The 26,165-nt window shown below is 46.8% G+C and carries 24 protein-coding genes; 9 read left to right on the forward strand and 15 right to left on the reverse strand.

Going from position 1 to position 26,165, the window contains the following annotated elements; all coding sequences use genetic code 11:
• The first annotated feature begins 372 nt into the window (after positions 1-372).
• The 6 genes from MSMTP_RS20400 to MSMTP_RS12760 all read left to right on the forward strand — a co-directional run bounded on the left by MSMTP_RS20400 (position 373) and on the right by MSMTP_RS12760 (position 4,427).
• Entirely contained in the window at positions 373-546 is a 174-nt protein-coding gene (locus tag MSMTP_RS20400; protein ID WP_369799642.1) for a PT domain-containing protein, read from the forward strand.
• A complete protein-coding gene (locus MSMTP_RS12740; RefSeq protein WP_048180047.1) occupies positions 543-1,001 on the forward strand; it encodes a MarR family winged helix-turn-helix transcriptional regulator in 459 nt (152 codons plus the stop codon). Before MSMTP_RS20400 ends, MSMTP_RS12740 begins: the two co-directional genes overlap by 4 nt.
• An 80-nt stretch (positions 1,002-1,081) precedes the next feature.
• Positions 1,082-1,411, forward strand: coding sequence for a TrmB family transcriptional regulator (locus MSMTP_RS12745; RefSeq protein WP_048180049.1), 330 nt, complete (start codon positions 1,082-1,084; stop codon positions 1,409-1,411).
• Positions 1,412-1,517: 106 nt separating this feature from the next.
• Positions 1,518-2,954 (forward strand): MATE family efflux transporter, encoded by a 1,437-nt coding sequence (locus MSMTP_RS12750; protein ID WP_048180051.1) that lies wholly within the window; start codon positions 1,518-1,520, stop codon positions 2,952-2,954.
• Between the two features lie 143 nt (positions 2,955-3,097).
• Positions 3,098-3,238, forward strand: a complete 141-nt coding sequence (locus MSMTP_RS19390) for a hypothetical protein (RefSeq protein ID WP_156153831.1) — start codon at positions 3,098-3,100, stop codon at positions 3,236-3,238.
• 790 nt (positions 3,239-4,028) lie between these two features.
• Positions 4,029-4,427 (forward strand): secondary thiamine-phosphate synthase enzyme YjbQ, encoded by a 399-nt coding sequence (locus tag MSMTP_RS12760; protein WP_048180055.1) that lies wholly within the window; start codon positions 4,029-4,031, stop codon positions 4,425-4,427.
• A gap of 232 nt (positions 4,428-4,659) precedes the next feature.
• On the opposite strand, the gene purF is transcribed toward MSMTP_RS12760, so the two are convergent.
• From purF to MSMTP_RS12770, 3 genes are all read right to left on the reverse strand, one after another.
• Complete coding sequence (gene purF, locus MSMTP_RS12765; protein WP_048180058.1) at positions 4,660-6,075, reverse strand: amidophosphoribosyltransferase; 1,416 nt, start codon at positions 6,073-6,075, stop codon at positions 4,660-4,662.
• Positions 6,076-6,124: 49 nt separating this feature from the next.
• A complete protein-coding gene (locus tag MSMTP_RS18590; RefSeq protein WP_082090618.1) occupies positions 6,125-6,295 on the reverse strand; it encodes a 50S ribosomal protein L37e in 171 nt (56 codons plus the stop codon).
• Positions 6,296-6,446: 151 nt separating this feature from the next.
• A complete protein-coding gene (locus MSMTP_RS12770) occupies positions 6,447-6,665 on the reverse strand; it encodes an LSm family protein (RefSeq protein ID WP_048180060.1) in 219 nt (72 codons plus the stop codon).
• Positions 6,666-7,061: 396 nt separating this feature from the next.
• Between MSMTP_RS12770 and thiD the strand changes: the two genes are divergently transcribed.
• Positions 7,062-8,408, forward strand: a complete 1,347-nt coding sequence (thiD, locus tag MSMTP_RS12775; protein ID WP_048180071.1) for a bifunctional hydroxymethylpyrimidine kinase/phosphomethylpyrimidine kinase — start codon at positions 7,062-7,064, stop codon at positions 8,406-8,408.
• A gap of 375 nt (positions 8,409-8,783) precedes the next feature.
• Positions 8,784-10,082 carry a TrpB-like pyridoxal phosphate-dependent enzyme gene (locus MSMTP_RS12780; protein WP_048180074.1) on the forward strand — a complete coding sequence of 433 codons (1,299 nt, stop codon included), beginning with the start codon at positions 8,784-8,786 and terminating at the stop codon, positions 10,080-10,082.
• A 179-nt stretch (positions 10,083-10,261) separates the two neighbouring features.
• Here MSMTP_RS12780 and MSMTP_RS12785 read toward each other — a convergent pair whose 3' ends face one another.
• The 11 genes from MSMTP_RS12785 to cofE all read right to left on the reverse strand — a co-directional run bounded on the left by MSMTP_RS12785 (position 10,262) and on the right by cofE (position 24,875).
• The gene (locus MSMTP_RS12785) at positions 10,262-10,669 is read right to left on the reverse strand and encodes a DUF1699 family protein (RefSeq protein ID WP_048180077.1); all 408 of its coding nucleotides are present in this window, start codon (positions 10,667-10,669) and stop codon (positions 10,262-10,264) included.
• Between the two features lie 887 nt (positions 10,670-11,556).
• On the reverse strand, positions 11,557-11,964 hold the full coding sequence (locus tag MSMTP_RS12790) for a DUF1699 family protein (RefSeq protein ID WP_048180079.1): 408 nt from the start codon (positions 11,962-11,964) through the stop codon (positions 11,557-11,559).
• An 86-nt stretch (positions 11,965-12,050) separates the two neighbouring features.
• Positions 12,051-13,352, reverse strand: a complete 1,302-nt coding sequence (hisD, locus tag MSMTP_RS12795; RefSeq protein ID WP_048183553.1) for a histidinol dehydrogenase — start codon at positions 13,350-13,352, stop codon at positions 12,051-12,053.
• Positions 13,353-13,618: 266 nt separating this feature from the next.
• Entirely contained in the window at positions 13,619-15,826 is a 2,208-nt protein-coding gene (locus MSMTP_RS12800; protein ID WP_048180082.1) for an ATP-dependent DNA helicase, read from the reverse strand.
• A gap of 133 nt (positions 15,827-15,959) precedes the next feature.
• Positions 15,960-17,726 carry a ribosome biogenesis/translation initiation ATPase RLI gene (locus MSMTP_RS12805; RefSeq protein ID WP_048180085.1) on the reverse strand — a complete coding sequence of 589 codons (1,767 nt, stop codon included), beginning with the start codon at positions 17,724-17,726 and terminating at the stop codon, positions 15,960-15,962.
• Between the two features lie 546 nt (positions 17,727-18,272).
• Positions 18,273-18,698 carry a hypothetical protein gene (locus tag MSMTP_RS12810; protein WP_052718401.1) on the reverse strand — a complete coding sequence of 142 codons (426 nt, stop codon included), beginning with the start codon at positions 18,696-18,698 and terminating at the stop codon, positions 18,273-18,275.
• A 68-nt stretch (positions 18,699-18,766) separates the two neighbouring features.
• Complete coding sequence (locus MSMTP_RS12815) at positions 18,767-19,786, reverse strand: MBL fold metallo-hydrolase (protein WP_048183558.1); 1,020 nt, start codon at positions 19,784-19,786, stop codon at positions 18,767-18,769.
• 276 nt (positions 19,787-20,062) lie between these two features.
• Entirely contained in the window at positions 20,063-21,031 is a 969-nt protein-coding gene (locus MSMTP_RS12820) for a hypothetical protein (protein ID WP_048180088.1), read from the reverse strand.
• A 147-nt stretch (positions 21,032-21,178) separates the two neighbouring features.
• Entirely contained in the window at positions 21,179-22,660 is a 1,482-nt protein-coding gene (locus tag MSMTP_RS12825; protein WP_231582777.1) for a sensor histidine kinase, read from the reverse strand.
• Between the two features lie 814 nt (positions 22,661-23,474).
• Complete coding sequence (trxA, locus tag MSMTP_RS12830) at positions 23,475-23,741, reverse strand: thioredoxin (RefSeq protein ID WP_048180093.1); 267 nt, start codon at positions 23,739-23,741, stop codon at positions 23,475-23,477.
• Between the two features lie 306 nt (positions 23,742-24,047).
• Entirely contained in the window at positions 24,048-24,875 is an 828-nt protein-coding gene (cofE, locus tag MSMTP_RS12835) for a coenzyme F420-0:L-glutamate ligase (protein ID WP_048183562.1), read from the reverse strand.
• A 92-nt stretch (positions 24,876-24,967) separates the two neighbouring features.
• Between cofE and MSMTP_RS19395 the strand changes: the two genes are divergently transcribed.
• The gene (locus MSMTP_RS19395) at positions 24,968-25,126 is read left to right on the forward strand and encodes a hypothetical protein (RefSeq protein WP_156153832.1); all 159 of its coding nucleotides are present in this window, start codon (positions 24,968-24,970) and stop codon (positions 25,124-25,126) included.
• A 118-nt stretch (positions 25,127-25,244) separates the two neighbouring features.
• On the opposite strand, the gene MSMTP_RS12840 is transcribed toward MSMTP_RS19395, so the two are convergent.
• On the reverse strand, positions 25,245-26,057 hold the full coding sequence (locus MSMTP_RS12840; RefSeq protein WP_048180096.1) for a DUF1638 domain-containing protein: 813 nt from the start codon (positions 26,055-26,057) through the stop codon (positions 25,245-25,247).
• Between the last annotated feature and the right edge of the window lie 108 nt (positions 26,058-26,165).

The following is a 26,165-nucleotide window of genomic DNA, read 5'->3' on the forward strand; positions in this document are numbered from 1 at the left end:
AATTCTTATTTTTCAATTTAGTTTCTTACAGTCATTCTTCTTCCAAGTATTTTTTAAATTCAGTTTTATCCGATAACCCGGTTTACCAAACATTTTTTCTGGCGGAAGTGATCATATTAATCCCGGATAAGATAAAGCCAGGGGAATGAACTAAGCGGAAAAAGGGAAAAAGGAAAAACAATTTTTAAAAAAAAAACATTCTAAATTCTGTTTAAAATCATAACTTATAAATAGAATATGTACATTTTTGGTTTGAATTTGAACAATCGGCAAAACGAACAATACGATTTGTGACAATTTGGATTCGGATGGTAAGAATACAAACTACATAAGTTAAGAAGTTGGATTCAAACAACGCATAGCAAAGAGATCATAAAACAACCTACAAAACAACCTGCAAAACAGCCTGCAAAACAGCCTGCAAAACAGCCTGCAAAACAGCTTACAAAACAGCTTACAAAACACCCCATAAAACTTAACATCCGGATCCATTGCACAATATTAAAACAACAGATAACAATAAAAAACAGATATGAGGACCCATGAAACAGGAAAGAATAAAAGAGGCAGTAACACTCCAGTTTGAGCTGCTTCACATATTCCATAAGAATTTTGCAAACGTTTTTCACGAAGCCACTGGCGGTCCCTATAATTTGAACAAGAACCAGAAAAGAGCGATTATGATCATCGGAGGAAAAGAAGAAATCATCCCCTCTGCCCTTGGAAAATGCCTGGACCTCCAGAAGGGAAGCCTGACAAGCATGATCGATGCCCTGGAAAAAGAAGAACTGGTCTACAGGAGAGGGGACCCTGGAGACCGCAGGAAAACCCTGGTATCCCTTACCGAAAAAGGAAAAGAATGCAGAAACGAGCTCACCTCAGAGATCGAGTCTGCAGCCTCTGAAGTCCTTGAAAAGCTGGATGAGGAGGACATTATCAGTTACCGGGAAAGCCTGAAAACGATGATGAAGGTTTTAAAGAAGCTGGAAGAAAAGGCCTGAGCGGGAAGAAAACAAAGACGCAAAGAAGCAAAAAACTACCAGCCAGAAAATAGTAAGCAGAATTATTCCGGAGGCTTCCAATGAGCTTGAAACTCATAGATAACCTTCAGAAACTGGGGTTCACGGAAAACGAAGCCAAGACCTATGTGGGGCTTCTCAGCTTAACCGAGGCTACAGCCCGGGAAATTCATGAGATTACAAACGTCCCCAGGCCCAAAATCTACGGCGTACTGGAAAGGATGTCTAAAAAAGGGTATGTTGAGGTCAAGAAAGGAAACCCGACTTACTTCAGGGGACTTAACCCGGAACAACTTACCGAAAGGCTGAGAAAAGAATTCCTCTTTTCCCTCAATGAAACCCTGAAAGAACTAAATTCCGTCAGCTACGGGATAGAAAGCCGCTGCTCCTGACCTTGAAAAATCCATTTAGGGCAGCCCGGCCCACATGGGAAAAAACAATTGGTTTTGTCAAATGGAAGCGGACAAAAAAACTTGACGATCACAGGAAGATTTGAAAATGCACAGTGAACCAGACGAAAAAACAGATTCCGTCAGTCGTCCTGCAGAACCGAAAACAAAAGGGGTTGACATCCTCCTCGGCGACCCCAAAAAAGCCATCATCAAACTTGCAATCCCCATGATGGTCGCCATGTCCGTGCAGACAATTTACCAGCTGGTCGACACTTACTGGGTCGCCGGGCTCGGAGCCGATGCCCTGGCGGCAATGGGCTTTGTATTCCCCTTCTTTTTCATCAGCATGGCCCTCTCGAACGGGCTCGGAATCGGAGGCGGAGCTGCAATTTCCCGGAGGATCGGAGCCCGGGACAAAGAAGGGGCAGACAACGTCGCTGTGCACACGATGATAATGATGCTTATCCTCGTGCTAATTTTTTCAATACCTTCCTACATTTTCGCCCCGCAGATCTTTACCCTGGCAGGAGCCGGGAAGACTACGGCCCTTGCCGTTGCCTACGCAAGGGTCATCTTCCTCGGAAGCCTTGTGGTCTTTTTCACGAACGTAGCCAACTCCGTCCTCAGGGCTGAAGGGGACTCGAAGCGGGCCATGCAGGCCATGGTGCTCGGGGCAGGCCTGAACATAGTCCTGGACCCCATCTTTATCTATACACTGGGGCTGGGGATTGCAGGAGCAGCCTGGGCTACTCTGCCTTCCCTTGCTATATCCTCGCTCCTGATGTTCAACTGGCTCTTTTTCAGAAAGGATACCTACGTTTCCTTTGATTTCCGGGACTTCAGTTTCAAGAGGGGTATCGTAAAAGACATTTTCAGAGTAGGAGTGCCGGCTTCGGTACAGCAGATTACGATGTCCCTTACAATGATCATAATGAACCTCCTCATCGTTGTGGTCAGCGATACCGACGGAGTAGCGGTATATTCCACGGGCTGGAGGGTTGCCACCATCGCGACTGCGCCCCTGATGGGGATTGCAACAGCCGTGGTCTCGGTAACAGGGGCTTCTTTCGGAGCCCGGGCCTTTGAAAAAGCCAAAATCGCCCTTTCATACTCTATAAAGCTAGGGCTGCTCATCGAGACGGGGGTTGGCATTCTCACCTTTGCCTTTGCCCCCCGGATAGCTGCCGTCTTTACCCAGGCTGAGGCAGCAGCCCATATTGCAGAAGACCTGGAAATGTTTCTGCGGATCCTCTGCATTTTCTATCCCACAGTCGCCTTCGGGATGCTTTCCTCTTCCTTTTTCCAGGGAGCCGGAAAAGGCATCAACGCCCTCATCGCCACAATTTTGAGGACAATTATCATGACTCCCCTCTTTGCCGCCCTCTTCGCCTTCACCCTTAACATGGGCGAGCCCGGGATCTGGTGGGGGCTTATTGTGGGCAACGGGATCGGGGCAATGATCACCTATGTATGGGCAAAAATGTTCCTGAATTCAACAATAAATTCAGGACCTGCCAGGATTGCGCTTGAACACGGAGTCTGAAAATAGCTAGAATTGGCGAAATCTTTAAATATTTAAAAGTAGGTAATAAGTTGCCGTTTATCTGCTGAAAAGAAAGTCAAATCCAGCATAAAGCCTAGCATAAAGTCCAGCATAAAAATTCAACATACAAAGGTGAGCCAAAAATGAAAGAAGAAGTTAAGGAAAACACCCTGAAACCCGTCTTACATGGGGTCCTGCTAAGAGACCGCAAGTTCCTCTCTCCTGCAAAAATCAAAATTCTGGAACGCTTTGGGATCATTTCCGTCTCAAAATGCACAGCATGAACAGACGGAAATTCAGGGAACGCGGGGAGCAAACTTCTCCGCAGCTCCTAAAGCATCTTCTGCAAGAAAAACGGGATTTCCTCCATAAAATCAAAGCTGCCATAACTCTGTCTAACTCAAAAACAATCAAAACCCCCGTCCACTCCAAAAATTCACGATAAACATTCACTTACCTAACCCAAAAAACACTCCGAAAAAGAAACCAATCTGCTTAAAAAACGACACCTTAAAAAGGAATAAAAAACAAAAAAGCAATCAGACCCCCACTATTAAAAACGATCACTAAAAAACGATCACTAAAAAACGATCACTAAAAAACGATCACTAAAAAACGATCACTAAAAAACGATCACTAAAAAACCATCGTTCAATCAGAACAACTCTAAAAACTACACCACCGTTCAACCAAAAAAGAACATAAAACCAATGTTTAAAAAACGACACCGTAAAAACAAAAGCGATCTGTTTCAAAAACTGCACCCAAAAACGGAACAGAAAGCAGGAAAGAATCGGATAATTTTGGGGCCGGTTCTTTCCCCGGTATTCTATTATCTGCACCTACCTTTTTCTGAAGAGTCCCTCTCCTGAGATCCTCCTGAAAAAAATCCTTTGAACCAGACAATTTCCCCAATCAAAAAGCCATAAATCCAAACTTGCCTTCTTTTCCTTGATGATCGAATCCATCAGCTATAAAAGTTCACCAGGTACACAAGTATATCAACTACACAAGCCTGGAGTCCGAATATTTGGATTCGGAATATAACGGACAGACAGATCAGGGGACAGGATTTTGAAACTCAATGTAAAGACCGAGAACCGCATCGAATTAATAGACATCACTGCCGAAGTAAGGGAAGAAGTCAGGAAAAGCGGCATCGAACAGGGCGCGTGTATCCTGAGCACCCGGCACACAACAGCCGGGATAATAGTCAATGAAAACGAAAGCGGACTCAGGGAAGACATCCTTGAGCTTTTGAACAGGCTCGTGCCTGCAGGAGCAGGGTACCGGCATGACAGGATCGACAACAACGGGGATGCACACCTGAAAGCCGTGCTGCTAGGAGCAAGCGAAGCCCTGCCCATAACGGAAGGGAAACTGGAACTCGGGACCTGGCAGAGCATCTTTTTTGCCGAAATGGACGGGCCGAGGAACAGGACCGTGAACGTGACGCTGTTAAGCAGCAAATAAGCGAAAACCATCAGACAGCAAACGAGTTAGAAAAATAGAAACTAAAAAAAAAGATTGAAAGAGAAATCAAAAACTGAAAACAAAAGCTGGAATCAAAAACTGGAATCAAAAACTGGAATCAAAAACCGAAAACAAAAACCGAGAACAAAAGAACTGAAAAAAACCAAAAGAATTTAAGAAAAGAAAGTTCCGGACGGATTGTTACGATCACGTCTGGAAGGAACTTTCCTCTTTATTCAAAATCGTCCAGATGCAGCTGTTTCTTCCTGCACTTTTCCCCGGGGATTTCCACAGGATATTCGCCGGTGAGACAGCCAACACACATGTCATTTCTATTGCAGCCCAGAGCCCGCATAAGCCCATCGATACTCAGGTATCCCAAGGAGTCAGAGTTGATCAGGCCCTCAACCTCTTTTACGGTCTTGTACGAAGCGATCAGCTCCTGCCGGGTCGCCATGTCAATTCCAAGGTAGCAGGGGGCTATAATCGCAGGGCTTCCGATCCGCGCGTGCACTTCGGATGCCCCGACTTTCCGGACCATATCGATGATGCGCCGCGAGGTCGTGCCCCGGACAATGCTGTCGTCCACCAGGACCACTTTCTTGCCTTTGACGTTTTCCTGGATAGCATTCATCTTGAGCCTGACTGCGGTTTCACGCATTTCCTGGCCCGGCAGGATGAAGGTACGGCCTATGTAGCGGTTCTTCATCAGGCCTTCCAGGTATTCAATACCGGATTCCCGGGAATAGCCGATTGCGGACGTAATCCCCGAGTCAGGGACGGGAGAAATGATATCCGCGTCAACCGGGTGCTCTCTTGCGAGTTCCCTGCCTATGTTTTCCCGGATCTTGTAAACAAGCTTTCCGTCGATGATGGAGTCAGGCCTTGCAAAGTAGATAAACTCGAAAACGCAGTGTGCAGGATGAGGTTCATTTGAAACCTGGTGGCTTTCAAAGCCATCTTCCGTAAAGACGACGATTTCCCCTGGCCTGACATCCCGGGTAAGGGTGCCATTAAGGGTGTCCAGAGCTACGCTTTCCGAGGCAATCGCATACCCGCCGTCAACTTCCCCGAAACAAAGGGGTTTGAAGCCGAAGGGGTCCCTGACTGCGTACAGGACGCCGTCAAGCTGGATCGCCAGGGAATAAGAGCCCACAAGCCTGCGCATTACATTCCGAATCGATTCAACGGGTCCGTGCCTTATCAGTTCCTTCACAAGGAGATGCCCGATGAGTTCGGTATCGGAATCACTGACGAAAATCCTGCCCTCACATTCCAGCTCATCCTTGAGGTTCCTGGCGTTGACCAGGTTCCCGTTATGGGCAATGGCGATTGTCCCGCCTTTGAAATTAAGAATGAAGGGCTGGCAGTTTTCAATCTTTGACCCGCCGGTAGTGGAATATCGGACGTGCCCGATACCCACGTGCCCTGACAGGTGCTTTAGGGATTCCTTAGTATAAACATCCGGCACAAGTCCCATGCCCTTGATGGAATGGGGAACCGCACCGTCGTACACCACTATACCCGTGGATTCCTGCCCCCTGTGTTGGAGAGCATAGAGAGCATAGTAAAGCTTGAATGCGACGGTACTGGATTGAGGCTTGCTCTCGGGGAGAATAATACCTGCAACCCCGCATTCTTCTTTCAATATGAACCTCCGGTTCAGGTAAAAAATAGTAAAAGTGGGGTAGTCAGGTTCAATACTTGCACTTTGCCTTCCACTTATAGCTTCTCATGCGAGGCGTTTTTCCAAAACCACATGAGGTACACTGTTTTGTATGCACATTATAAGATACACTGCCGCATCTCCTGCATTTGACATGCGTGTGTTTCTGCTTTTTTCCCATTGATGCAGTACCTTTACTCATTCCTAAATCTCCTGATAAAAATCAACATATTTTAAAGTAACATCTGATTGTTCGAAGCGATTTCGTTATTCCGGATTGTTTTTTGCGGCTCGTTTTTAAAATTCCAATGCTCGCAAAGTTGAACGTTAATAGATTAAGTGCTTGATATAGATTACGGAGATACGTATACCACGTTGTCTCCTCGAATGACAACACTGCTAAACTTGCTGACGATTTCTCCGTCACGTAATTCTTCAGCGTTATCAAGCACGAGGTTCATGTGAATATCATATCCTTTAAGTTCACCTCTAAACTCACGTGCGCCTTTCAATCGAACGATTACAGGTGTATCCAATGCATTGTTTAAAATATCCAGAGGTCGGTTTGCCATCCTTAAAATCCCCTACAAATATTATAAATCGACTCATTATCTATATCAATATAAATAGTTAATCCAGACTTAAACCAATCGCTATTCTAAATGCAAGATTGCCTGCATCAAAGTTGTAAATACAATATATAAAACTATCGAAGCGGAATACTCTTATTAAAAGCATCTATTTAAAGGAAGCAGAAACATTCGCATAAAGTAAATACTCTCACAAATACCCATTCATAAATAAAAGCGTTTACGGATAAAAGCGTTCACGAATAAGCGTGCACAAAGAAACATGCTCACAAATAAGAACGTTCATGAAATAAACAAACTCGAAAATAAATATGCCCAAAAGCTCTCCCCGGAGAAACAGATCCAAAAGCCACCAAACCAAAAAACAAGAGGATTAGAATGACAGGAAAGCCCGCCACACCAGAAAAGCCCATTGTAATGACAATCGCAGGTTCGGACTCCGGAGGAGGAGCCGGGATCGCTGCTGACCTCAAGACCTTTGCAGCCCTCGGGGTGCACGGGACCTGCGCCATTACCTCGGTCACGGCCCAGAACACCACAGGAGTCCTCAATGCCTTTGACCTGGCCCCCGCCGCCGTTTCCGCCCAGATCGAAGCGGTCTGTACGGATATGGATGTCCGGTGGGTAAAGACGGGTATGCTCGCCTCTTCCGGGATCATCAGGGAGGTTGCGGCAGGGGTAAAAAAGCACGGGCTTTCCCTTGTAATCGACCCTGTGATGGCTGCCGAAGCCGGAGGTGACCTCCTCCGAAAAGAAGCCCTATCCACCCTTATCGAAGAACTACTCCCCCTTTGCAAAGTCACGACCCCGAACGCCGCCGAAGCAGGCGCAATTGCCGGGATCCCCGTCAAAACCCCGGAAGACGCAAAGGCGGCGGCAAGAAAAATCGCGGATCTGGGAGCCGGAGCAGTGGTCGTTACCGGCGGGCACCTGGACGCAACAGACCTGCTCTATGAAGCAGACAGCGGCACCTTCACCCGGGTTCCAGGGGACTTTGTCAAAGGAGGGACTCACGGCTCTGGCTGCACCTACTCTTCAGCAATGACCGCATACCTTGCCAGGGGAGAAAGCCTGGAAACAGCCACATGGGAAGCAAAAAAGTTTGTGGTACAGGCAATCCTGAAGAGCATTCCCGCAGGCAGGGGGGTGAACCCCATAAACCCCATAGGCAAGACCCTGGAAGAAATGGAGCGCTACCGGGTCCTCAGGGACGTGAAAGCTGCAGTCTCCATCCTTACTGAGAGCCCCGATTTTGCAAAACTGGTCGCCGAGGTAGGCTGCAACATAGGGATGGGTATTCCCGGCGCTGAAGCCTGCGAGGACGTCGCTGCCGTGGAGGGCAGGATAGTAAGGTACAGGAACAGGGCAATGCCCGTGGGCTGCGTGGACTTCGGGGCAAGCCAGCACGTTGCAAGGATCATTCTCGCCGCCCTCCGCTACGACCCCCGGATTAGGGCAGCCGTAAACGTCAGGTACTCCGAAAAAGTCCTTGCCGCCTGCAGGGAAATAGGACTTACGGTTTCTTCCTTTGATAGGGAAAAAGAACCTGAAAACGTAAGCTCCATGGACTGGGGCACGGCCGAGGCAATAAGGGTTTACGAGAGCGTACCTGACATGATTTATGATGAAGGCGGCGCAGGAAAAGAACCCATGGTCCGCCTGCTCGGCACTAGCGCCACGGAAGTTGCAAAACTTGCGGTGAAACTTGCCGGCAGCTTGGAATAAAAAGCCTCATGCAGGCTTTCTTATTTCCATACCCCATTTTCAACACCCGTTTTCAACAGTTTAGTATCAGAATTCTTTATTTTCGGAATCCATTTTTTATTTCTGCATTCGGTTTTATTTCCAATATTAGATTCTATTTGGCATTTTCAATATCCTACAGATTTTCGATCCTGCAGTCCTTCATTCAATTCTACAAATTATGGACCCAAAATCCAGGAGTTGCCGCTTTTTCCGGACGAAAAAAACGCCGCTCTTAACAAAGTATAGATGTATAGGACATACACCACGTCTGCCGAGGAGGTAACAATTAAATACGGCAAGGTACAAACCTGTACAAAAAAATAGCCATTCACGCATATACAGAAAAGGGATAACATGGAACAGACAAAAATAATCCTTGACGAGAACGAAATGCCAAAAAGGTGGTATAACGTTCTTCCCGACCTCCCCACCCCTCTGGAACCCCCTCTTGATCCAAAAACACGGGAAGTGATGAGTCCCGAGGCCCTGGAACCTATTTTTCCAAAGGAGCTTATCAGGCAGGAGATGAGCAGTGACAGGTACATCAACATCCCCAAAGAGGTCCTTGAAATATACAGGCTCTGGAGGCCAAGCCCTCTTTACAGGGCCCACCAGCTTGAAAAGCTCCTCAAGACCCCTGCGAAGATCTATTACAAATATGAAGGGGTAAGCCCGGCAGGCAGCCACAAGACTAACACATCCATTGCCCAGACTTATTACAACATGAAAGAGGGCACGGAAAGGATAACCACCGAAACAGGAGCAGGGCAGTGGGGAAGTGCGCTGTCCCTTGCCTGCAACTATTTCGATATCGAGTGCAAAGTCTACATGGTCCGTTCCAGTTTCTACCAGAAACCCTACCGGAAATCCCTCATAACCCTCTGGGGCGGAAACGTAGTCCCTTCCCCGAGCCCGGACACGGAATTCGGGAGATGGGTCCTGAAAGAACAGCCCGATACTCCGGGAACCCTGGGAATTGCCATAAGTGAAGCCGTGGAAGATGCCGCACTTAATGAGAACACTAAATATTCCCTCGGAAGCGTCCTGAACCATGTGGTACTGCACCAGACCATTATCGGGGAAGAGAGTAAAAAGCAGCTTGCCCAGGTGGAAACGTACCCTGACATTGTAATCGGGTGTTGCGGCGGGGGAAGTAACCTGGGGGGCATCGCTCTTGAGTACGTAAAAGACAAGCTTGAAGGCAAACATGATGCAAAAGTGATTGCAGTGGAACCCACGTCCTGTCCCACCCTTACGAAAGGAGAATACAGGTATGACTTCGGGGACACGGCTGAAATGACCCCGCTTCTCAAGATGTACACCCTCGGGCACACCCATGTCCCGCCCGCCATCCATGCAGGGGGACTTCGCTACCACGGGGACTCCCCGATCGTAAGCAAACTCCACGCCGAAGGTTTAATTGACGCCGTTTCCTACGGGCAGAAGACCGTGTTCGAAGCTGCGGTCCAGTTTGCCCGCACGGAAGGAATTGTGCCGGCTCCGGAATCTTCTCATGCCATACGCTGTGCAATCGACGAAGCTCTCAAGTGCAAGCAGACCGGGGAAGAGAAAACAATCCTCTTCAACCTGAGCGGACACGGGCACTTTGACATGGCCTCCTATGACAAATACTTCAACGGCGAAATGGAATAAACGGCTCGTAAGAAGAGAGGCGAAACATAAAAGCGGCCTGTAAAAGCAATCTGTAAAAACGACCTGAAAAAAGAAGGCAGGCCGATAAAAGGGATTTTTGAAATCGGGGCAAAGCTAAACAGGCTTCTGCCCCATGAATTTCCATTTTTAAAATCAAGTAAAAAGTCAGAAAAAGCCGCTTACTCTATCTGCTTCAGGTTCAGTATATACATCACCATCTTCGAGTTCAGCTTGCTTTCTTTTGCTACCTTTTCTGCTACCTCTTCGGCAGGAACCCCTTCGCCCTTCATGTCCTTTATTTTCTCGATTACGGAAGAGGGTACGGTGTAATATTCATTTATGTCCTTCCTGTGCCCCCAGACATCACCTTCCATTAACTCGACTTTCTGCATTTCCAGAAACATTTCGATTGATTTCGAAATAGTCCGTTTGTAGGACCTGGGAAGCTGGACGACCTCGAGTTTCGGGCAGGTCTCTACAAGCAGGAAAATGTCCTTGTTTGAAGGCCTGAACGCTAGATGGACTACCCTCTCGTTAGGGTTCAATGAGATGATCTCATCTCTTGAGCTGACAACTCTGATTTTCATTCTAATCCCCCACATATCTTCGATTAAATCAAAGACTAATAAAATTAATTGGATAACCAAGCTTAAATAATTTTCCATAATTTATCGTGAAATTCATTCAACTTACCCCATGTTATTTGAGAAAAAAAGCATTAAAAGAAGGAAGAAGTGAAATACTTCAAAATCCCAATTGAAATTGAGTGTTCCAAAGTTAAAACATTATTTAGAAAGTAGAGATAAATATAAAAAGACAGTTCTAAAAATGTCCCCGGCGGAGAATCAGGAAACTCCAGCCCACAGAAAGAACCGGAAATACAGCGCCTGCTCTTCTTAGAAGATCCTGATAAAATAGAGCCCATTCTCAATCAGATTTCACTCTCAATCAGACCTCCCAAATAAGATTTCACTCTCAATCAGACCTCCCAAATAAGATTTCACTCTCAATCAGATTTTTTACTGAGGCCGGAAGTGCCCTAAAAATGAAGGCTTTACTATGAACCCACGACGAATGAACTCACGATGCATAAACTCACTGCATATGCTTACACTTAGACAAACCAGGGTATTCATAAACAAGGATGAAACGTCCTAATTAGGAAATCCTGAATGCGGAAAAAAATCTCACGCAGAAGTTACAATCCGTATGCCTGTGCAGCTCTGATGCAACTCTACTGATGCAACTCTACTGATGCAACTCTACTGATGCGATCTGTCCGCAAGTACGACCTATTTACAGGATTACCTCTAAGATATTACTATTAAGAACGAAAGATCCCGGATTGCCCTGAAAAACTCTTTAAACCCCCCGGATGCAAAAACCCGGACCCATATCTTTCTACAAGCCCCTTTTCAGATGCAAAGAAAAAAATTATCACCTCAACCGAAAAATACCTGAACAGAAGGGTAGCTCAAGCCACATTCTTCTGGTTTAAGATGTACATGATCATATCAGTGTTCAACTTGCTTTCTCTCGAAAGTTTTTCAGCAATCATATCGTTGGATACACGGTCCGCCTTTAATTCCTGGATCTTCTCCAGTACGTTTTGGGATACATTGTAGTACTCGTTTATGTCCTTCCTGTGTCCCCAAACGTCCCCTTCGAGGAGGTTAATTTTCTGCATTTCCAGGAACATCTCAATAGATTTTGAGACTGTTCGACGATACGACTTCGGAAGCTGGATTGCTTCAATTTTCGGACATGTCTCCGCAAGCACGAAGACATCCCTGTTCGAGGGTCTGAATGCAAGGTGTACAACTTTTTCATTAGGATTCAGGGTAGGAATTTCCTCCCGTGAACTAACCACTCTAATTTTCATACTAATCCCCACTACTCCTCATTTATTTAAAATAGCAAATTTTCTTATGCGTTTACATTTTATATAAGTATCGAATGGCGTACACATTATTTAGAAGGTTTCCAGCCGAACCGCGTCCTTATAGCATCGGCATGTGCCTTTAAGCCTTCTTCCTCGGCCAGCGCGATTACAGTTTCTTTTAAGCTTTCAAGCCCAATCTTACTGATTTTCTGGATGGTAGAATATTTCATGAAGTGATTTATGTTTAGTCCGGAATAGACCCGGGCATAACCGGCAGTAGGAAGCACGTGATTGGTACCGGATGCATAGTCCCCCACAGGGACAGGGGCATAGGCTCCGACGAAAATAGATCCGGCATTTTTGATCCTGTCAAGCACGAAATCCTCATCCGAAACGATTATTTCAAGGTGTTCGGGAGCGAATTTATTGCTGAAGTCGATGCACTTTTCCAGGGAGCTCTCCGTAAGGATTGCGGCATTCTCCAGGGAAACTTTCACGATTTCACCCCTTGCGGTCTGCTTGGCCTGAACCCTTACTTCTTCGCTTACGGCTTTTGCCAGGGCTTCGGATGTCGTGACCAGCACGGAAACAGCATTCGGGTCGTGTTCTGCCTGGGCGATGATGTCCGAAGCTACCATTACAGCATCCGCAGACTCATCCGCAATAATCAACACCTCACTCGGGCCTGCCGGGAAGTCGATTTCGGCAACGTCCCTGACCTGCATCTTGGCAGCCGTCACAAAGACATTCCCCGGACCCACAATCTTGCCAACCTTCGGAACGCTCTCCGTCCCGTAAGCCATTGCCCCTACGGCCTGCACGCCGCCGAGCTTGAAGACCCTGTCCGCCCCTGCGACCTTTGCCGCTGCCAGGGTAAGAGGGTGTACCGAACCGTCAGCCCTCGGAGGAGTACATACAATCACCTGCTCAACACCTGCAACCCGGGCGGGGATCACGGTCATGAGCACTGTAGAAGGATAGGAAGCCCTGCCTCCGGGAGCATAGGCCCCCACGCTTTCAAGGGGAGTAGCTTTTTGTCCCAGCACGACCCCGGGTTTGAGTTCCATGAACCAGGTCTTCTCGGGGAGCTGGGCTTCGTGGAAAGCTTTGATATTTGAAGCTGCGGTTTTGAGGTGCTCCAGGAGCTCCGCATCGATTCCGGAAATCGCTTTTTCGAATTCCTCTTCACTGACCTCAAAATCCGTAAAATCTACCTTATCAAACTTCTTTGTATATTCCCGGACTGCTGCATCTCCCTTTTCACGCACATCCGCAAGCACGGCCGAAACGGTTTCCCCCACGTCTGCAAGCCCGGATTCCCGGGAGAGCAGTCCCTGCATTTCAGCTTTTGAAACGTCTGACAATTTTTTGAATAACATGATGATCATCTCTGAAATATAATCTGATCCCATTAAATCCCTGATCTAATTTAATATTTTCACCTCAAAACCCGATAAAACCCTTAAAATCCAGGTGAAAATGAAAAGCGAAAAAAAGGGGCTTTGTAGAAATCCTAAAATTTAGACAGTATTTGAGCGGAGGAAAGGAAGGAAAAAGGAAAAAATAAGCGAAGAAGAAGAAAGAAAAAATAGGCAAAAAGATGAGCGAAGTGGACGGAAATTCGGAATTTTTGACCGGACTTCAGGCTATCAATTCAAAAATCGTTGAAAGTTTTCTGTCCCGCCCCGGCCTTTTCTTCCCCGGCCTCCGGCAGCTGCACTTCAGCAGAGAACTCCGTGCCGGCAGCATCATCCCTTCCAAGCTGCCTGAAAATCCTTTCCGCAATCTTCGGGCCGACAACCGCAGCTACAGCCTCCGGGGCTGCCCCTGAGAGGTCTGCAAGAGACCTGAAACCCGCCTTGTAGAGTTTTCTTGCCCTGACACGCCCTATGCCCTTCATGTCGAGCAGTTCCATCAGTTCGGGGCCTGCTCCGTAGTGGACCCTCATTTCGAGTTCTGCGGCTTTCTCAGCCCCCTTCAGCTCAAGGAGCCGGGCAAGCTGGGTGACCACGTGCATGATCCACTCGGCAATATCCGCAATTGCCCGTATGTCCCCTTCCCCGACCCCGAACTTTGAACATAGCTCGTTTTCAGGCTTTTCCCGGATCCATTCCAGAAGCAGGAGCGCGGTCTTTACCTCCTGCAAAAACCACTCGTACTCTACCATATCGAAGGAGTTAGGGACTTTCACGAACTCCTCCGAATGAGTCATGGCAAAATCGTTGATCCCTTCGTAGTCCGAACTCCGCATGTAAAGCAGGCGCATGTCCGGCGTGCTGCAGATAAGGTGCAGCAGGGTAAGGTCAGTCAGGGAACCCCCTGCCCCTCTCAGGCCTTTTACGACGACTGCTGCCGAGAGGGGGTCGATATAAAGCTTTGAGACCAGTTTCCCGAACATCGTGGGGACGAGTTCTTCGGCTTCCTCGAGCATGCCCTCAAGCGTCAGGAAGTGCAGGCACTCATCCACAACCGTAGAGAGCCCAAAATTCGAGTACTGGAAAGCAAAGAAGGTCGCCTCCAGAAAGTCCATGAGCTCTTCCTTCGTATGGGCAAACCCGTTTGCAATCGTGGAAAGCACGTGGGTCCTGAGGGCATTTTCGGTCCCGAGCTTGGACCAGATCTCCTCAGCCCCGGCCTCGATATAACGCTCAAAAAGATTTCCAAGCTCCTCATTCGACTTTGCGAGAAGTACAGCTTCCCCGTAAGGGTCAAGCCTCGGCCTTCCTGCCCTGCCCGCCATCTGTTTGTACTCGAGAGCAGGTATAGGTTGCATTCCATCTTGAGAAGAATAGCGCCGGTAGCTTCGAATAACCACCCTCCGGGCAGGCAGGTTCAGCCCCGCAGCCAGGGTGGGTGTGCTTGAGATCATCTTGATCCGGCCTGCCCTGAAACCTTCTTCCACAAGCTCCCTTGAAGCCGAAGTCAACCCTGCATGGTGGAAAGCTGTCCCGGCCCGGATACAGGCTGCAAGGGTGACCGCGGTATCAGTCTCGCTGTTTTCCAGAACCTCGTCGGCAATCCCGGCAAGTACGTCCCTGTCTTCCACAGAGAGGGCCTTTTTGACTTTCGGAGCTGCTTTTTTTGCAAAACCCATGCAGTTCTTCCGGCTGCTCTCAAAAACCAGGCACTGCCCTCCTTCCCGGAGGGTATCCAGCACAAGGTTCACCGCCTCGTCCTTTGTGGGCTGTTCAATAGCCCTGTCCAGACCCTTAAAGTATAAAGTCCCGTTAAGCAAAACCCCCTCCCTAAGGTCGGTAGGCCTCCAATCACTAAGCACAAGCCCGGCATCCAGCCACGCCGCAAGCTCGTCAGCATTCCCGACAGTAGCCGAAAGCGCCAGGATCTGGCAGGAGGGGTTCATCCTCCTGAGCTTTGCGAGGGTTACTTCAAGAGTAGGCCCCCGGTTCGCCGAATCGATCAAGTGGACCTCGTCAGCCACAACAACAGAAATCTCCCGCATCCAGGCCGTATCGTTCCTCAGGAGGGAGTCCGTCTTCTCGGACGTCGCCACGATAATGTCATTTACTCCAAGCCCCTCGTCCCGCCGGTCATAGTCCCCGGTAGAAATCCCGACCCTGACCCCGAGTTTTGAAAACTCCCGGAAATGCCTGAACTTCTCGGAGGCAAGTGCCCGGAGAGGCACGATATAAAGCGCCTTTCCCCCCGAAAGTACCGCCTTTAACATGGCAAGCTCGGCAAGCAAAGTCTTTCCTGACGCCGTAGGGATTGCCGCAAGCAAGTTCCTTCCTTCAAGCAGGCCCTTTTCCACAGCTTCCGCCTGCGGAGGGTAAAGCTCCTCAATTCCGGAATCCAGGTAAAATTTCTTTACTTCATCTGGCAGGTCGAGACACTCGATTTTCATTAAAGACCAGAAACTCCCGCATCCGATAAAAAATTATTTTGAAAAAGCAATCCAGGGCAGAAATAAAAGTCCGCCCTTACAAGTCCACAGTACAATTTCACCCATAGAAAGCAAAAAAGTGAAATTTGGCAGATTACTCGGTCGCAGCATAGTAGTAGTTGCCGCTTTCCTTCTGTTCCCGGTCAAGCCTTGAACCCAGGTTGTTCACACGGGGGCGTCTGGTTTCTTCGTCCCGACGGAAAGTGATCCCGAGGTTTTCCAGGAAGCGGTTCATACCGTTCTCCATGCTGAAGGGACCGTGAGCTTCACCGTAGACCGAGGGTTCACCTTCGAAGACCAGGAGGCGCTGGCTGAGCATGTCGATCATGTAGATATCGTGGTCGACGACCATGGCTGTCTTCTGGTTGTTTTCGGCAAAGCGGTTCAGGACCCTCGTGACCATGGAGCGCTGTTCCACGTCCAGGTGGGCACTCGGCTCATCGAGGATGTAGAGGTCGGCATCCCTGGACAGGCAGGCAGCAATCGCTACCCTCTGCAATTCCCCTCCACTCAGGTCCATTAACATGTGATCATAGAGTTTTTCAAGCTGCAGGGGCTTTGCAATTTCCACTTCGTAGTAGCTGGTCCCGAACTGTCTTGAAATACCCCGCAGAAAATCCTGTACCCGCATCTGGATATCGGCTTTAATGTACTGAGGCTTGTAGGAGATCTTGACATCGATGTTGGGGTCCCCCTCATCGGGTTTGATTTCCCCGGCAAGGATTTTCACGAAAGTGGACTTCCCAATCCCGTTCGGCCCCACAATACCGAGCACTTCGCCGTCCCTGAGGTTTCCGCCGGTTGCTTTCAGGGAAAAGCCTTCCCCGTACTGTTTGGAAAAACCACCAAAAGAGACCCTGGACTCGAACTCACGAGTATCCGTAGGCGGGTGTACCTCAAACTTGATGGCCTCAGTCCTGATCCGGATGTTTTCTTCAGGGAGGAAGCCCTTAAGGTACTGGTTTATCCCCACACGCACGCTCTTTGGGTGGGTGATCACACCGAAACCGCCGGGTTCACCGTAAGCAAGGTGGATTGCGTCAGTGAGCAGGTCCAAGATCGCAAGGTCGTGTTCGACCACTAGCACGGCCTTCTCCTTTGAGAGTTCCTGGATCAAGCGGGCTACCTTGATCCTCTGGTGGATGTCCAGGTAGGGGCTGATTTCGTCAAAGAAATAGAAATGGGAGTCCCTGGCCGCACAGGCTGCAATCGCAACCCTCTGCAGTTCCCCGCCACTCAATTCCGAGATCTTGCGGTCCATTACGCCGCGGAGTTCCAGGTAGTCTACCAGTTCATTGAGTACTCCTCGTTCATCGGTCTTCCCGAGGAGCTCGGAGGTCTTGCCTTTGAAGGCTTTTGGGATCAGGTCCACGTACTGGGGCTTCTGGGAGATCCTGAACTTCCCGGAAACCACGTCCCTGAAATAATCATAAAGAGCCGTACCCGCATAGTGCTCGAGCACGGTATCCCAGTCCCCTGTCCCCTGCCCGAAGTTCGGGACCAGGGCTCCTGAAAGGATCTGGACCGAAGTACTCTTCCCTATCCCGTTAGGCCCGAGAATCCCGGTCACCTTCCCGGCCCGCGGCACAGGAAGCCCGAAAAGGGCAAAGCCGTTTGTCCCGTACCTGTGAGTGGGCTCCTGCAGAGCTTCCGGCAGCCCTATGATCATGATGGCGTCAAAGGGACACTTGTTTATGCATATCCCGCAGCCCACGCAGAGTTCTTCGGAGATGACCGGTTTTCCGTCGTCCCCGAAAACAATGGTTTCGTCCCCTGTCCGGACCCTGGGACAATACTTTTCGCACTCCTTACTGCACCTTCTGGGCTGGCACCTGTCCTTATTGAGTATTGCTATTCGCATGATTATCCCCGAAAATAACGTTTTACATGTAACGGTTTCCTAATTGATATGAGATGATTACAATTCTTGAGAGATATTACAATTCTTGAGAGATATTACAATTCTTGAGAGATATTACAATTCTTGAGAGATATTACAATTCTTGAGAGATATTACAATTCTTGAGAGATATTACAATTCTTGAGAGATATTACAATTCTTGAGAGATATTATAATTCTTGAGAGATATTACAATTCTTGAGAGATATTACAATTCTTGAGAGATATTAAAGTGTATGACTACAACGTTTATGAGCTGTTTATAAACCGCTTTGTAAGTATGTATGAATTGTTTCTGAGCGGCTAATAGCGCTCATGAAATGCCTTCCCTGCTTTATAAGTCTTTATCAAGCAGTTTAAGTCTGAAACCCCGGACTGGCCTGAACACCGAAACCTGACCAAAAACCGGAAACAATGAGAGAAGAATGATAAAAAGGCTATAAAAGGACCAGGTAAAAAGACCTTTTCCCGGGAAAAGGCCTTTTGCAGTTCAGAAAAAAGAACTTTTCAGTTCAGGAGCAAAGTCCAGGTCACAAGGAAGAAGTCCAGGACAATGAATTCCACATAAAACCAGTCCTTGAACTTGAATGCCTTCGTGTCAATCTGGAGCTGCGGGTAGATCAACCTCTGGAGGTAGTATGTAAGCACAAAGACAATCGTTAGCAGGGCATACCAGATCCTGTCTTCGCCTGCCCCGTACTGGTAGAAGACTATGAAACCGGCGACAATCCCAAGTAAAGCCGCAACTATTGTTTTTATAATTCCATCCCTGTGAGCTTTTTGCTTTTCTTCCGGGGACATTTCCTTGATAAAGCTCTTTTTCTCAGGGATTTCAGCGCTTTCTGCAGCGCCTTCCGTGGGTATTTCCATTAATTCTGTGGGTTTTGTCTCTGTAGACTTTGAACCCTTGGACCTTTGGGTTTTCTTACTCAAAGTACGTACTCTCCTGAACGGCCGTTATCTCTTGAAATCCTCAGGGATTCGGCGCGAACTTCCCTGATTTAGACAAATTCATTACTTAAAACATTACCGATCATATCTATGGATATCGAATCGATTCCTATGGAATTTAAATGTTTTGAAAACTTCGCAGGCCTGTTTCCTCCGGGATGGTAGACGAGAGTAACTTCAGGGTCAAGTTTCCGGACCATCTCCTCAAGTCCTGGGGCGTCCAGGTGGTCACTGATCCTGATTGTGGGGTAAGGGTAATCCATCCTGCAACTCAACACGTATTTCTTCAGGTGCCAGGGAAGCCTGTTAAGATCCCGGGGCGGGACTATGAACACACCTTCCTCCTGCGTACAGTCCAGTTCTGCCAGTTCCCCGGCGGCTTCGAGCATGCTCCGGGTAAGCACCCGGGCTCTCGTGTCCATCCGGATTGCCCCATCGTAGCCAAAACCCCTGAGGAGTTCCACGGCCCTCTGGGTTTTCCCAAACTCATAAGCCCCGAAGGCAACAGCCCCGTTTTCTAGAAGAGCACTTTTCAAACTATCCAGGTCATCCGTAAAATGGCAGGTAGGGTCTTCCGGGTCCCCGTAATTCGCCTCCGTGACAAGCACATCGCAGGGAGGGAGCTGGCTTGCGTCCTTGACATCCCCGGTTACCAGGATCTTCGTCCCGACATCGTTTTCCCAGTAAAAAGCCGTTGCCCCGGCAGTATGTTCCGTGGGGAAAGTCTTTATCCGGACCCCTTCAAGCTCAAACTCTTCTCCGAGCTTGAAAGTCTGTCCCTTATATTCCCTGTCATGCCTTATCTCAAGAGCTTTTGCCGTTTTTTCCGAACAGAGGGCGCGCTCCGAGAGCATCGCTGACTTGCCGTGGTGGTCGGAATGAGCGTGAGTAATCAGGTAAGCGTCGGGCTGAGGATACTTATTTGGAGTCCTTGTCGTGTCAACGGAAAACATGCGCAGCCCCCCTGCATCGTCCCTGAAACGAAGGGATACATGGGGTTTGAAATTCCCGCGGGAATTCCTCTGCCGCAGCGCCAGGACACCAAGGTCTATCAATTTTTTTGAAATCAAAACAATCCTGGAGGACATTAGCTTTAAGATATTAAAACTTTTAGCAAATACCTTTAGCAAATTGTGAAGATGCCAAAATGTTGTCCCAAAAATCACAACAGACAGACGTTGTAGAAATTATGATTTTCAAATGATGCAACTGACATTCATGGTGAAAAATAAATATTCTTAAAAGGAACAATTTTGCATGATGATGAAAAACCGGATAATCAAACTGTGAAGGAATAGATTGTAGGAATAGGTTGTTAGCTATTCAAGCATCAGGCCATCAATTATTCAAGCATTTATCCAGTAGGATTCTCTCACCTCGAAATGCTTCCTTACTTTCAAATAGTTACCTATAAACTTTGAAGTATCAAAGCTCTTTATCTCGCAATTCTCCGCGAATTCCTTCATTGATGATATGGTCTTATTGAGTTCCTCTTCTATTATTTCGGATAAAGGTGATAGATTTTCTTCCATATTTTCTGCGTTAATCTTCTCAAAATCGCTGAATTTGATAAGCTTCTTTTCAAGAGCCAGTGAAATTACCGGACTGCTATAGTCTCTTTCGATTATCTCCCTCTTCCAGGTGTTGACCGTATTGCTAAGCATTGCTACGACGTCTGCCATTTTGAAAAAGGCTATCGCTTTTCCAAGCTCTGAAGTGTCAAAGTTTTCAGAAGACATCAGGTCAAGTATGGAATGGACCGCAACCATTGTAGAGGCCGACCTGTTTTGGACAACACAGGAGAACGGATATATAACCCTGTTCTTGTTCAAAAGATATGAGAACTCCATTGATTTGGCAACATTTCGCATCGCAAGGAAAAACTCACCTCTGAAATCATAGTATCTTGGGAGGGAAATTATATGAGTGCCAAGCAGATCTGAAAAAATATCAAAGGTAATTTTTACGTACATGTTGTTACATGAACCAGGATATGATGACGTGTAAACCCCCGATGCAACTTTATCCGTATTGTAGAGCATGCTTAGCATCTCGTAGCTAAATTTCTCTCCACCATTCTTCTCTATAAGAGACGCAAAATCACACGAGTCGTCAACAGCTACGTCTACTATGCACATGCACGTCTTGAGGTCGGCAAGTCTGGAGACAATAGATGGACTCACACAGGATAAGTGCAGATACGTGTAGTTATCATATAGCCATTCGAAAAGAGCAGGCGTCCTGAGAGGGCTTGCAACGTCTCTGAAGTTCAGATAATATTTTTTCCAGAAAGTATCACTTTCTACTGTTACCATACTTATCACTCAATTTGACAGATTAATTACACGTAAAACAACATATGAACGAAATAAATAAAGTTTAAGTGATCCCCAAATATTAGCCTGATACATGTATTTCGAGGCCAGAATTTACCTCAGTCACCTCTCATTTTTTACCCCAGTTCAAAAATCCGTGACCCGGATCTTAAATTTCGCCCCTTGCCCCTTTTCAAGTTGGATACTGGCCCCGATTTGATCCACGAGGGTGTTTACTAGCTGTAAGCCCAAAGAACTGGTGTTTCTAAAATCAACGGATTCAGGAAAACCAGTTCCGTTATCTTCGACAATCAGCGTAAAATATCTGTCTGTGTAAGAATTATTTTGTATACCAGTGTCAGTAATTTTATTGCTTAAAATATCATTTGAACCCGTAACTCTCAGGCTGAGTTCTATGCGTATCTCTCCACTTTTTCCGTTTGGAAACGCATGTTTTAAGGAATTGGAAACCAGCTCGTTAACAATGATACCCAGAGGGATTGCTCTTTCCATTTCAAGGAAGAGATCTTCCATATCCAACCGTAATCGGACATTAGAAGCTCCCACTTTGTATGACCTTAAGAGATCAGCTGTCAATTTCCTTAGATATGAAGCAAAGTCAATGGTTTCCATGTCACTGGATTTGTAAAGCTCCTCATGGATGATAGACATTGATACGATTCGATCATGGCTTTCCCTAAAAGCTTTGACTATTTTTTCACGATCAAAGCCACCTGACAGCAGATTCTCACACTCCAGGTCAAGGAGGCTGGAGATTACCTGCAGGTTGTTCTTGATCCTGTGATGGATTTCTTTTTTGCGGAGTTTTTCGAGTCTTTCAAGAGCTTCCTCTGTAATTTTTATCTCAGTGATGTCCCGGATAAAACCCTGGTAAAGACAGGGTGCATCATCCGTATTGTGCACAATCTGGATGGACTCAAAAACCCAAACTCTATTCCCATCTTTACCCCTGACCCTGTATTCATGCTCAACCAGATGGTTTGCCACACTGTCCAATTTTCTTCGATTTTCAAGAAAATGGCTCAGATCTTCAGGGTCCACGAGCTGAGCCCAACGGATTTTCCCGGAAAGAAATTCTTTGCTCTCGTAGCCGGTAATTTCCTTCACGGCCCCGTGAAGCAGCATCAGGTAAAAATTGTTGTCAAGCTGAAATCCAATCCCCCTGAAATTTTGCAAATATTTGAGGAGGCATTCTTCTTTTGTCCTCAGTTTGTCCTGGGCATTCTGCCTTTCTGTTACGTCTTTGAGCAATCCTATGGCCCTGTATATACGATTATCTTCATCCTTCAGGAAAACCGAGCTGTCTTCAACGTAAATATAGCTCCCATCCTTCCTCTTGAACCTGAAATCCTGATTAAACGCTTCCCCTTTTTTTAGAGATTTCTCCAGGGCACCCCACACTCTTTCCCTGTCTTCGGGATGTATAATATCTCTGCAGGCATTCAGATCGACTTTACTAAATTCTTCTGGAGTGTAGCCAGTAAATTCCTCAATCGCTCCTGCCCACTCAATTTTACCTGTCCTCGCATCGCCATCGAAGATCAATTGCCCTGTTTGCTCAGCTATGGAAAAGAATTTTTGTTCAATTTTTTCTAACTTTGTTTGCACAAATTCATCTCCATAATAATTCCAGCTTATGATTAATATGATAAGGGCAAGTATTAAATTCTAAATGCAGGTGTTTTGATTTTTAAAATTTCATATTAATAAACATATTAGCCCACATAAAATAAAACAATTTTATTTATCATGAAACTATTTTTATGATAAATTATTTTTTATTTATTTTAATCTAATTTTTCATGAATAATATAGAACATATTACAGATAATCTAAATGACCCTTATTTAATAAAAACTTTACATTATATGATAAAAAAATAAGTAATTTTTGAAAATAATTAATATAAAAAATCTATATAAAAAACATAATTTTCCTGACCCCCAATTAAACATTCCAGACTCTCCACTATTATATAATGGTAAAAAATAATTGATATGTTGTTAAGCGAACATCTAAAAAAATCAAATTGCGGGCGGCCACCCCACCTTAAAAGGTGGGGTATGCTTCGGGCCGCCCGCTCGGTTTCTTGGGAACAGTTAAGTATCATTTAACAAGGTTTCCTTAATATAGAGTAGCATTTCCAACTCCTGTAACCATGATACCAAGAAACCTCACTTTAAAATGAAGTAACGTTTTATCGATTTAAAGGAATACAAAAAACGTGCGAGGGTTCACTTCATCCCCGACCTGAAAGATCGGGGTATTCGTGACCCTCCGCGCTCCCGTAGTAATAAACGTAGATCTTGCAAGCCTCTGGCTGGAGCAGGGAGGAAAAAGGTTTTCGTAACAGAAATTGATTAAAAAGTTGCAATCCCGGGTTCACTGAGAGCCCCGGGCGCCTTTTGTCGGGAAACAGAAATCAAAGCACTTTATCAATCTCGGCGGCCAGGACACTGCCCTGGGTTACTCCCATGTAGCGCTTAATCTCGACCCCGTCTTTCTCAATGATAAGCGTCGGAACAGCATGGATGCCGTATTTTGTAGCAAGTTCCTGGTTTTCATCCACATCGATAACTTTGAACTCGACCTTGTCCGCATACTGCTTTTCGAGTTCTTCAAGAATTGGTTTTTGCATCCTGCAAGGTCCACACCATGTTGCGGAAAAGTCTAATATCACTGGTTTCATAAAATCACCTGCATACCTTAAAGCTTCTTATTAGCTTTTGATGTTCTTCTATCGATCCACGCCTGACAGCCGGACAAAGTTCCGTACCCGTGAAGCCAGTACGGAAAGATTGCCCGGGAACCCAATCCTGAATCGTAAACGCAAGCTGTAAGATGAGATATTAAATACAGGGTCGGGGATCAATTAGTATATATTATCTCCGAGCATATATAATGCTTATCTTGGAAGTCAGAACCCTTATTATCAACATATCCGGAAAAGGAAGCCCTTCAGGCTTTTTTTAGCCGACCCGAAATATAAAAATATTCATTTGCTTTCCGGGTTTTGTCCCTGTTTTTGACTCTCTTCTTTCCTTCCTCGAGCTTTGATGACGTTTCCAAAGTACATGCAGCCTTCCATGGAAATCTTCGGCATTTCGGGAGACTCGTCGATAAGCTTGACAGCAGCTCCCCTGATAAGCACGCAGGGCACCCTTTCCCCGCCCTCCCCCATAAGGAGTTCCGCAGCCGAAACAAGGTTATCAGCCACTGCTTTGTGCGTTATATGGAGGGGTTTTCCGAAGATGTCAAAAGCACCTCTTGCATCTTCCACGGGCACGAAACCGGAAACTCCCAGCGCAAGCCCTGTGCAGCCGAGCCTCAGGGGCTGGGTCCTGCTGTCCCCGACAATAACCCCCAGCCGGCAAGAGTAACGTTCTTCGAGCCGTTTACGGATATTTTCGGCACTCTTTCGCGGGTCTTCGGGCAGGAGGACAACGTGCCCTTCCGGGGCATTGGAAGCATCGATCCCTGCGTTAGGGGCAAGAATCCCCTTCGTGATGGTAAGGGCGGCTCCGGGCACTCCTCCGAAAATTTCATCGCATTCCCGGATCACGAGTTCCATTTCCCTAGGATCAAGCTCGTATTCTTCTCCCAGAGCCACCGCTCTTTCCCCTGGCTTTATCTGCTCAAGTTCCACGACCCGATTCTCCGAAGTGGCAACCGCAGATTCGGCCAGTACGAAAATATCCCCTTCAAGGGGTTCAACGCAGGCTTCTTTCAGTGCAGCTTCCAGTATCTGCACAACATCGTCCCCGGCCCTTATAATCGGGGTCTTAATTCCGAACATCTGGATGGAATTGAGTTCTGAGTTCATTTTACTGCCTTTGAAAACCAATAATTTATCTTCAATATCCGGAACCAAAAAACGGAGTAAAAGGAGGTCCCAGCCTAAAATAAGGGAAGTTGTTGATAAATGTATCCAAAATTTCAAAAAACCATCAGGAAAAAGCAGGTCTGAAAGGAAAAAATGCAGCTAAAAAAATCAAAGGAGAAAAAGAAAAGAAAAGAAAAGAAAAGAAAAGAAAAGAAAAGAAAAGAAAAGAAAAGAAAATGAAAAGAAAATGAAAAGAAAAGAAAAGAAAATGAAAAGAAAAGAAAAAACAAAGGTGAAAACAAAAAACTAAATTAAAAAAGGGGAAAAGGAAAAAAGCGGGTAAAAACCCGACATAGGGAATTTCCAGGTTCAGGCCGGGTACATAACCGCAGTTTTCAGTTCACTGTAACAACGTTCAAAAATTTCCAGGTCAGCTTCGATTTCCCTGACATCCAAGCCGTAGTAGTCAGCAAATTCATAAACCTTTGAGTGAAAGTCGTGCTGGTAACTCAGTCCGGTATTGATTTTTGCGACCTGGGTATACTTTGAGACCCTGAATACCATCCTCGATTCTTCCAGGAGCTCAAGGCTCCGGGCAAACCCGTTTGCAACGACCATGTCCTCCCAGTTGGCAGCCCACATAGGGGTGAGCATGAAGGTCCGGTTCCCTTCAAGACTCTTCACGACCTCTATGAAAGAAGTTTTTCCTCCCAGGGTTGCGCAAACGCAGTCGTCAACAATGTTGCCTTCGCTGTCCTTCAAGGTAATAACCGGGCAGTTCAGGTGCTCGAAATCGGCTTCAATGTCCTTAAGCAGGTTTCCGCAAAGCCCGTAAAGGAGGAGCAAGCCGTCCGAAAACAGGGACATCCTGAGGATGGCATCGTATACGTTCATTTTCAGCCTTTTGTGCCTCTTATTCATGCCCACGATTTCGAGAATGTTCAGCACAAGGATCACCCCTTCAGCATTTTCCAGATGAAGTTCCCTGAAAAACCTGTGCTCATCCACATTTACGAGATTTACTTCCCTGAAGGGACAGCCGATTTTTTCAAGTTTTCGAACAATACCTCCTGAATTTTCGTTTTTAATTATGATGACCTTGCTAACCTCCCTATCATGTTCCACAAGGTGGACGATCTCATCCTCAAAAATATTGCATGATATTATACCCATTACCTGCATTGTAGCCTCCTCCCGGAGTCCCGCAGGTCCTGCGGAGAAACTCCGGATCCTCTACATCCAATCTCCTCTAAACCCAATCTTCCTTAAATTCCGATATCAACGCAACGC

The sequence above is a fragment of the Methanosarcina sp. MTP4 genome, assembly GCF_000970045.1.
In the GTDB taxonomy this organism is placed as follows: domain Archaea; phylum Halobacteriota; class Methanosarcinia; order Methanosarcinales; family Methanosarcinaceae; genus MTP4.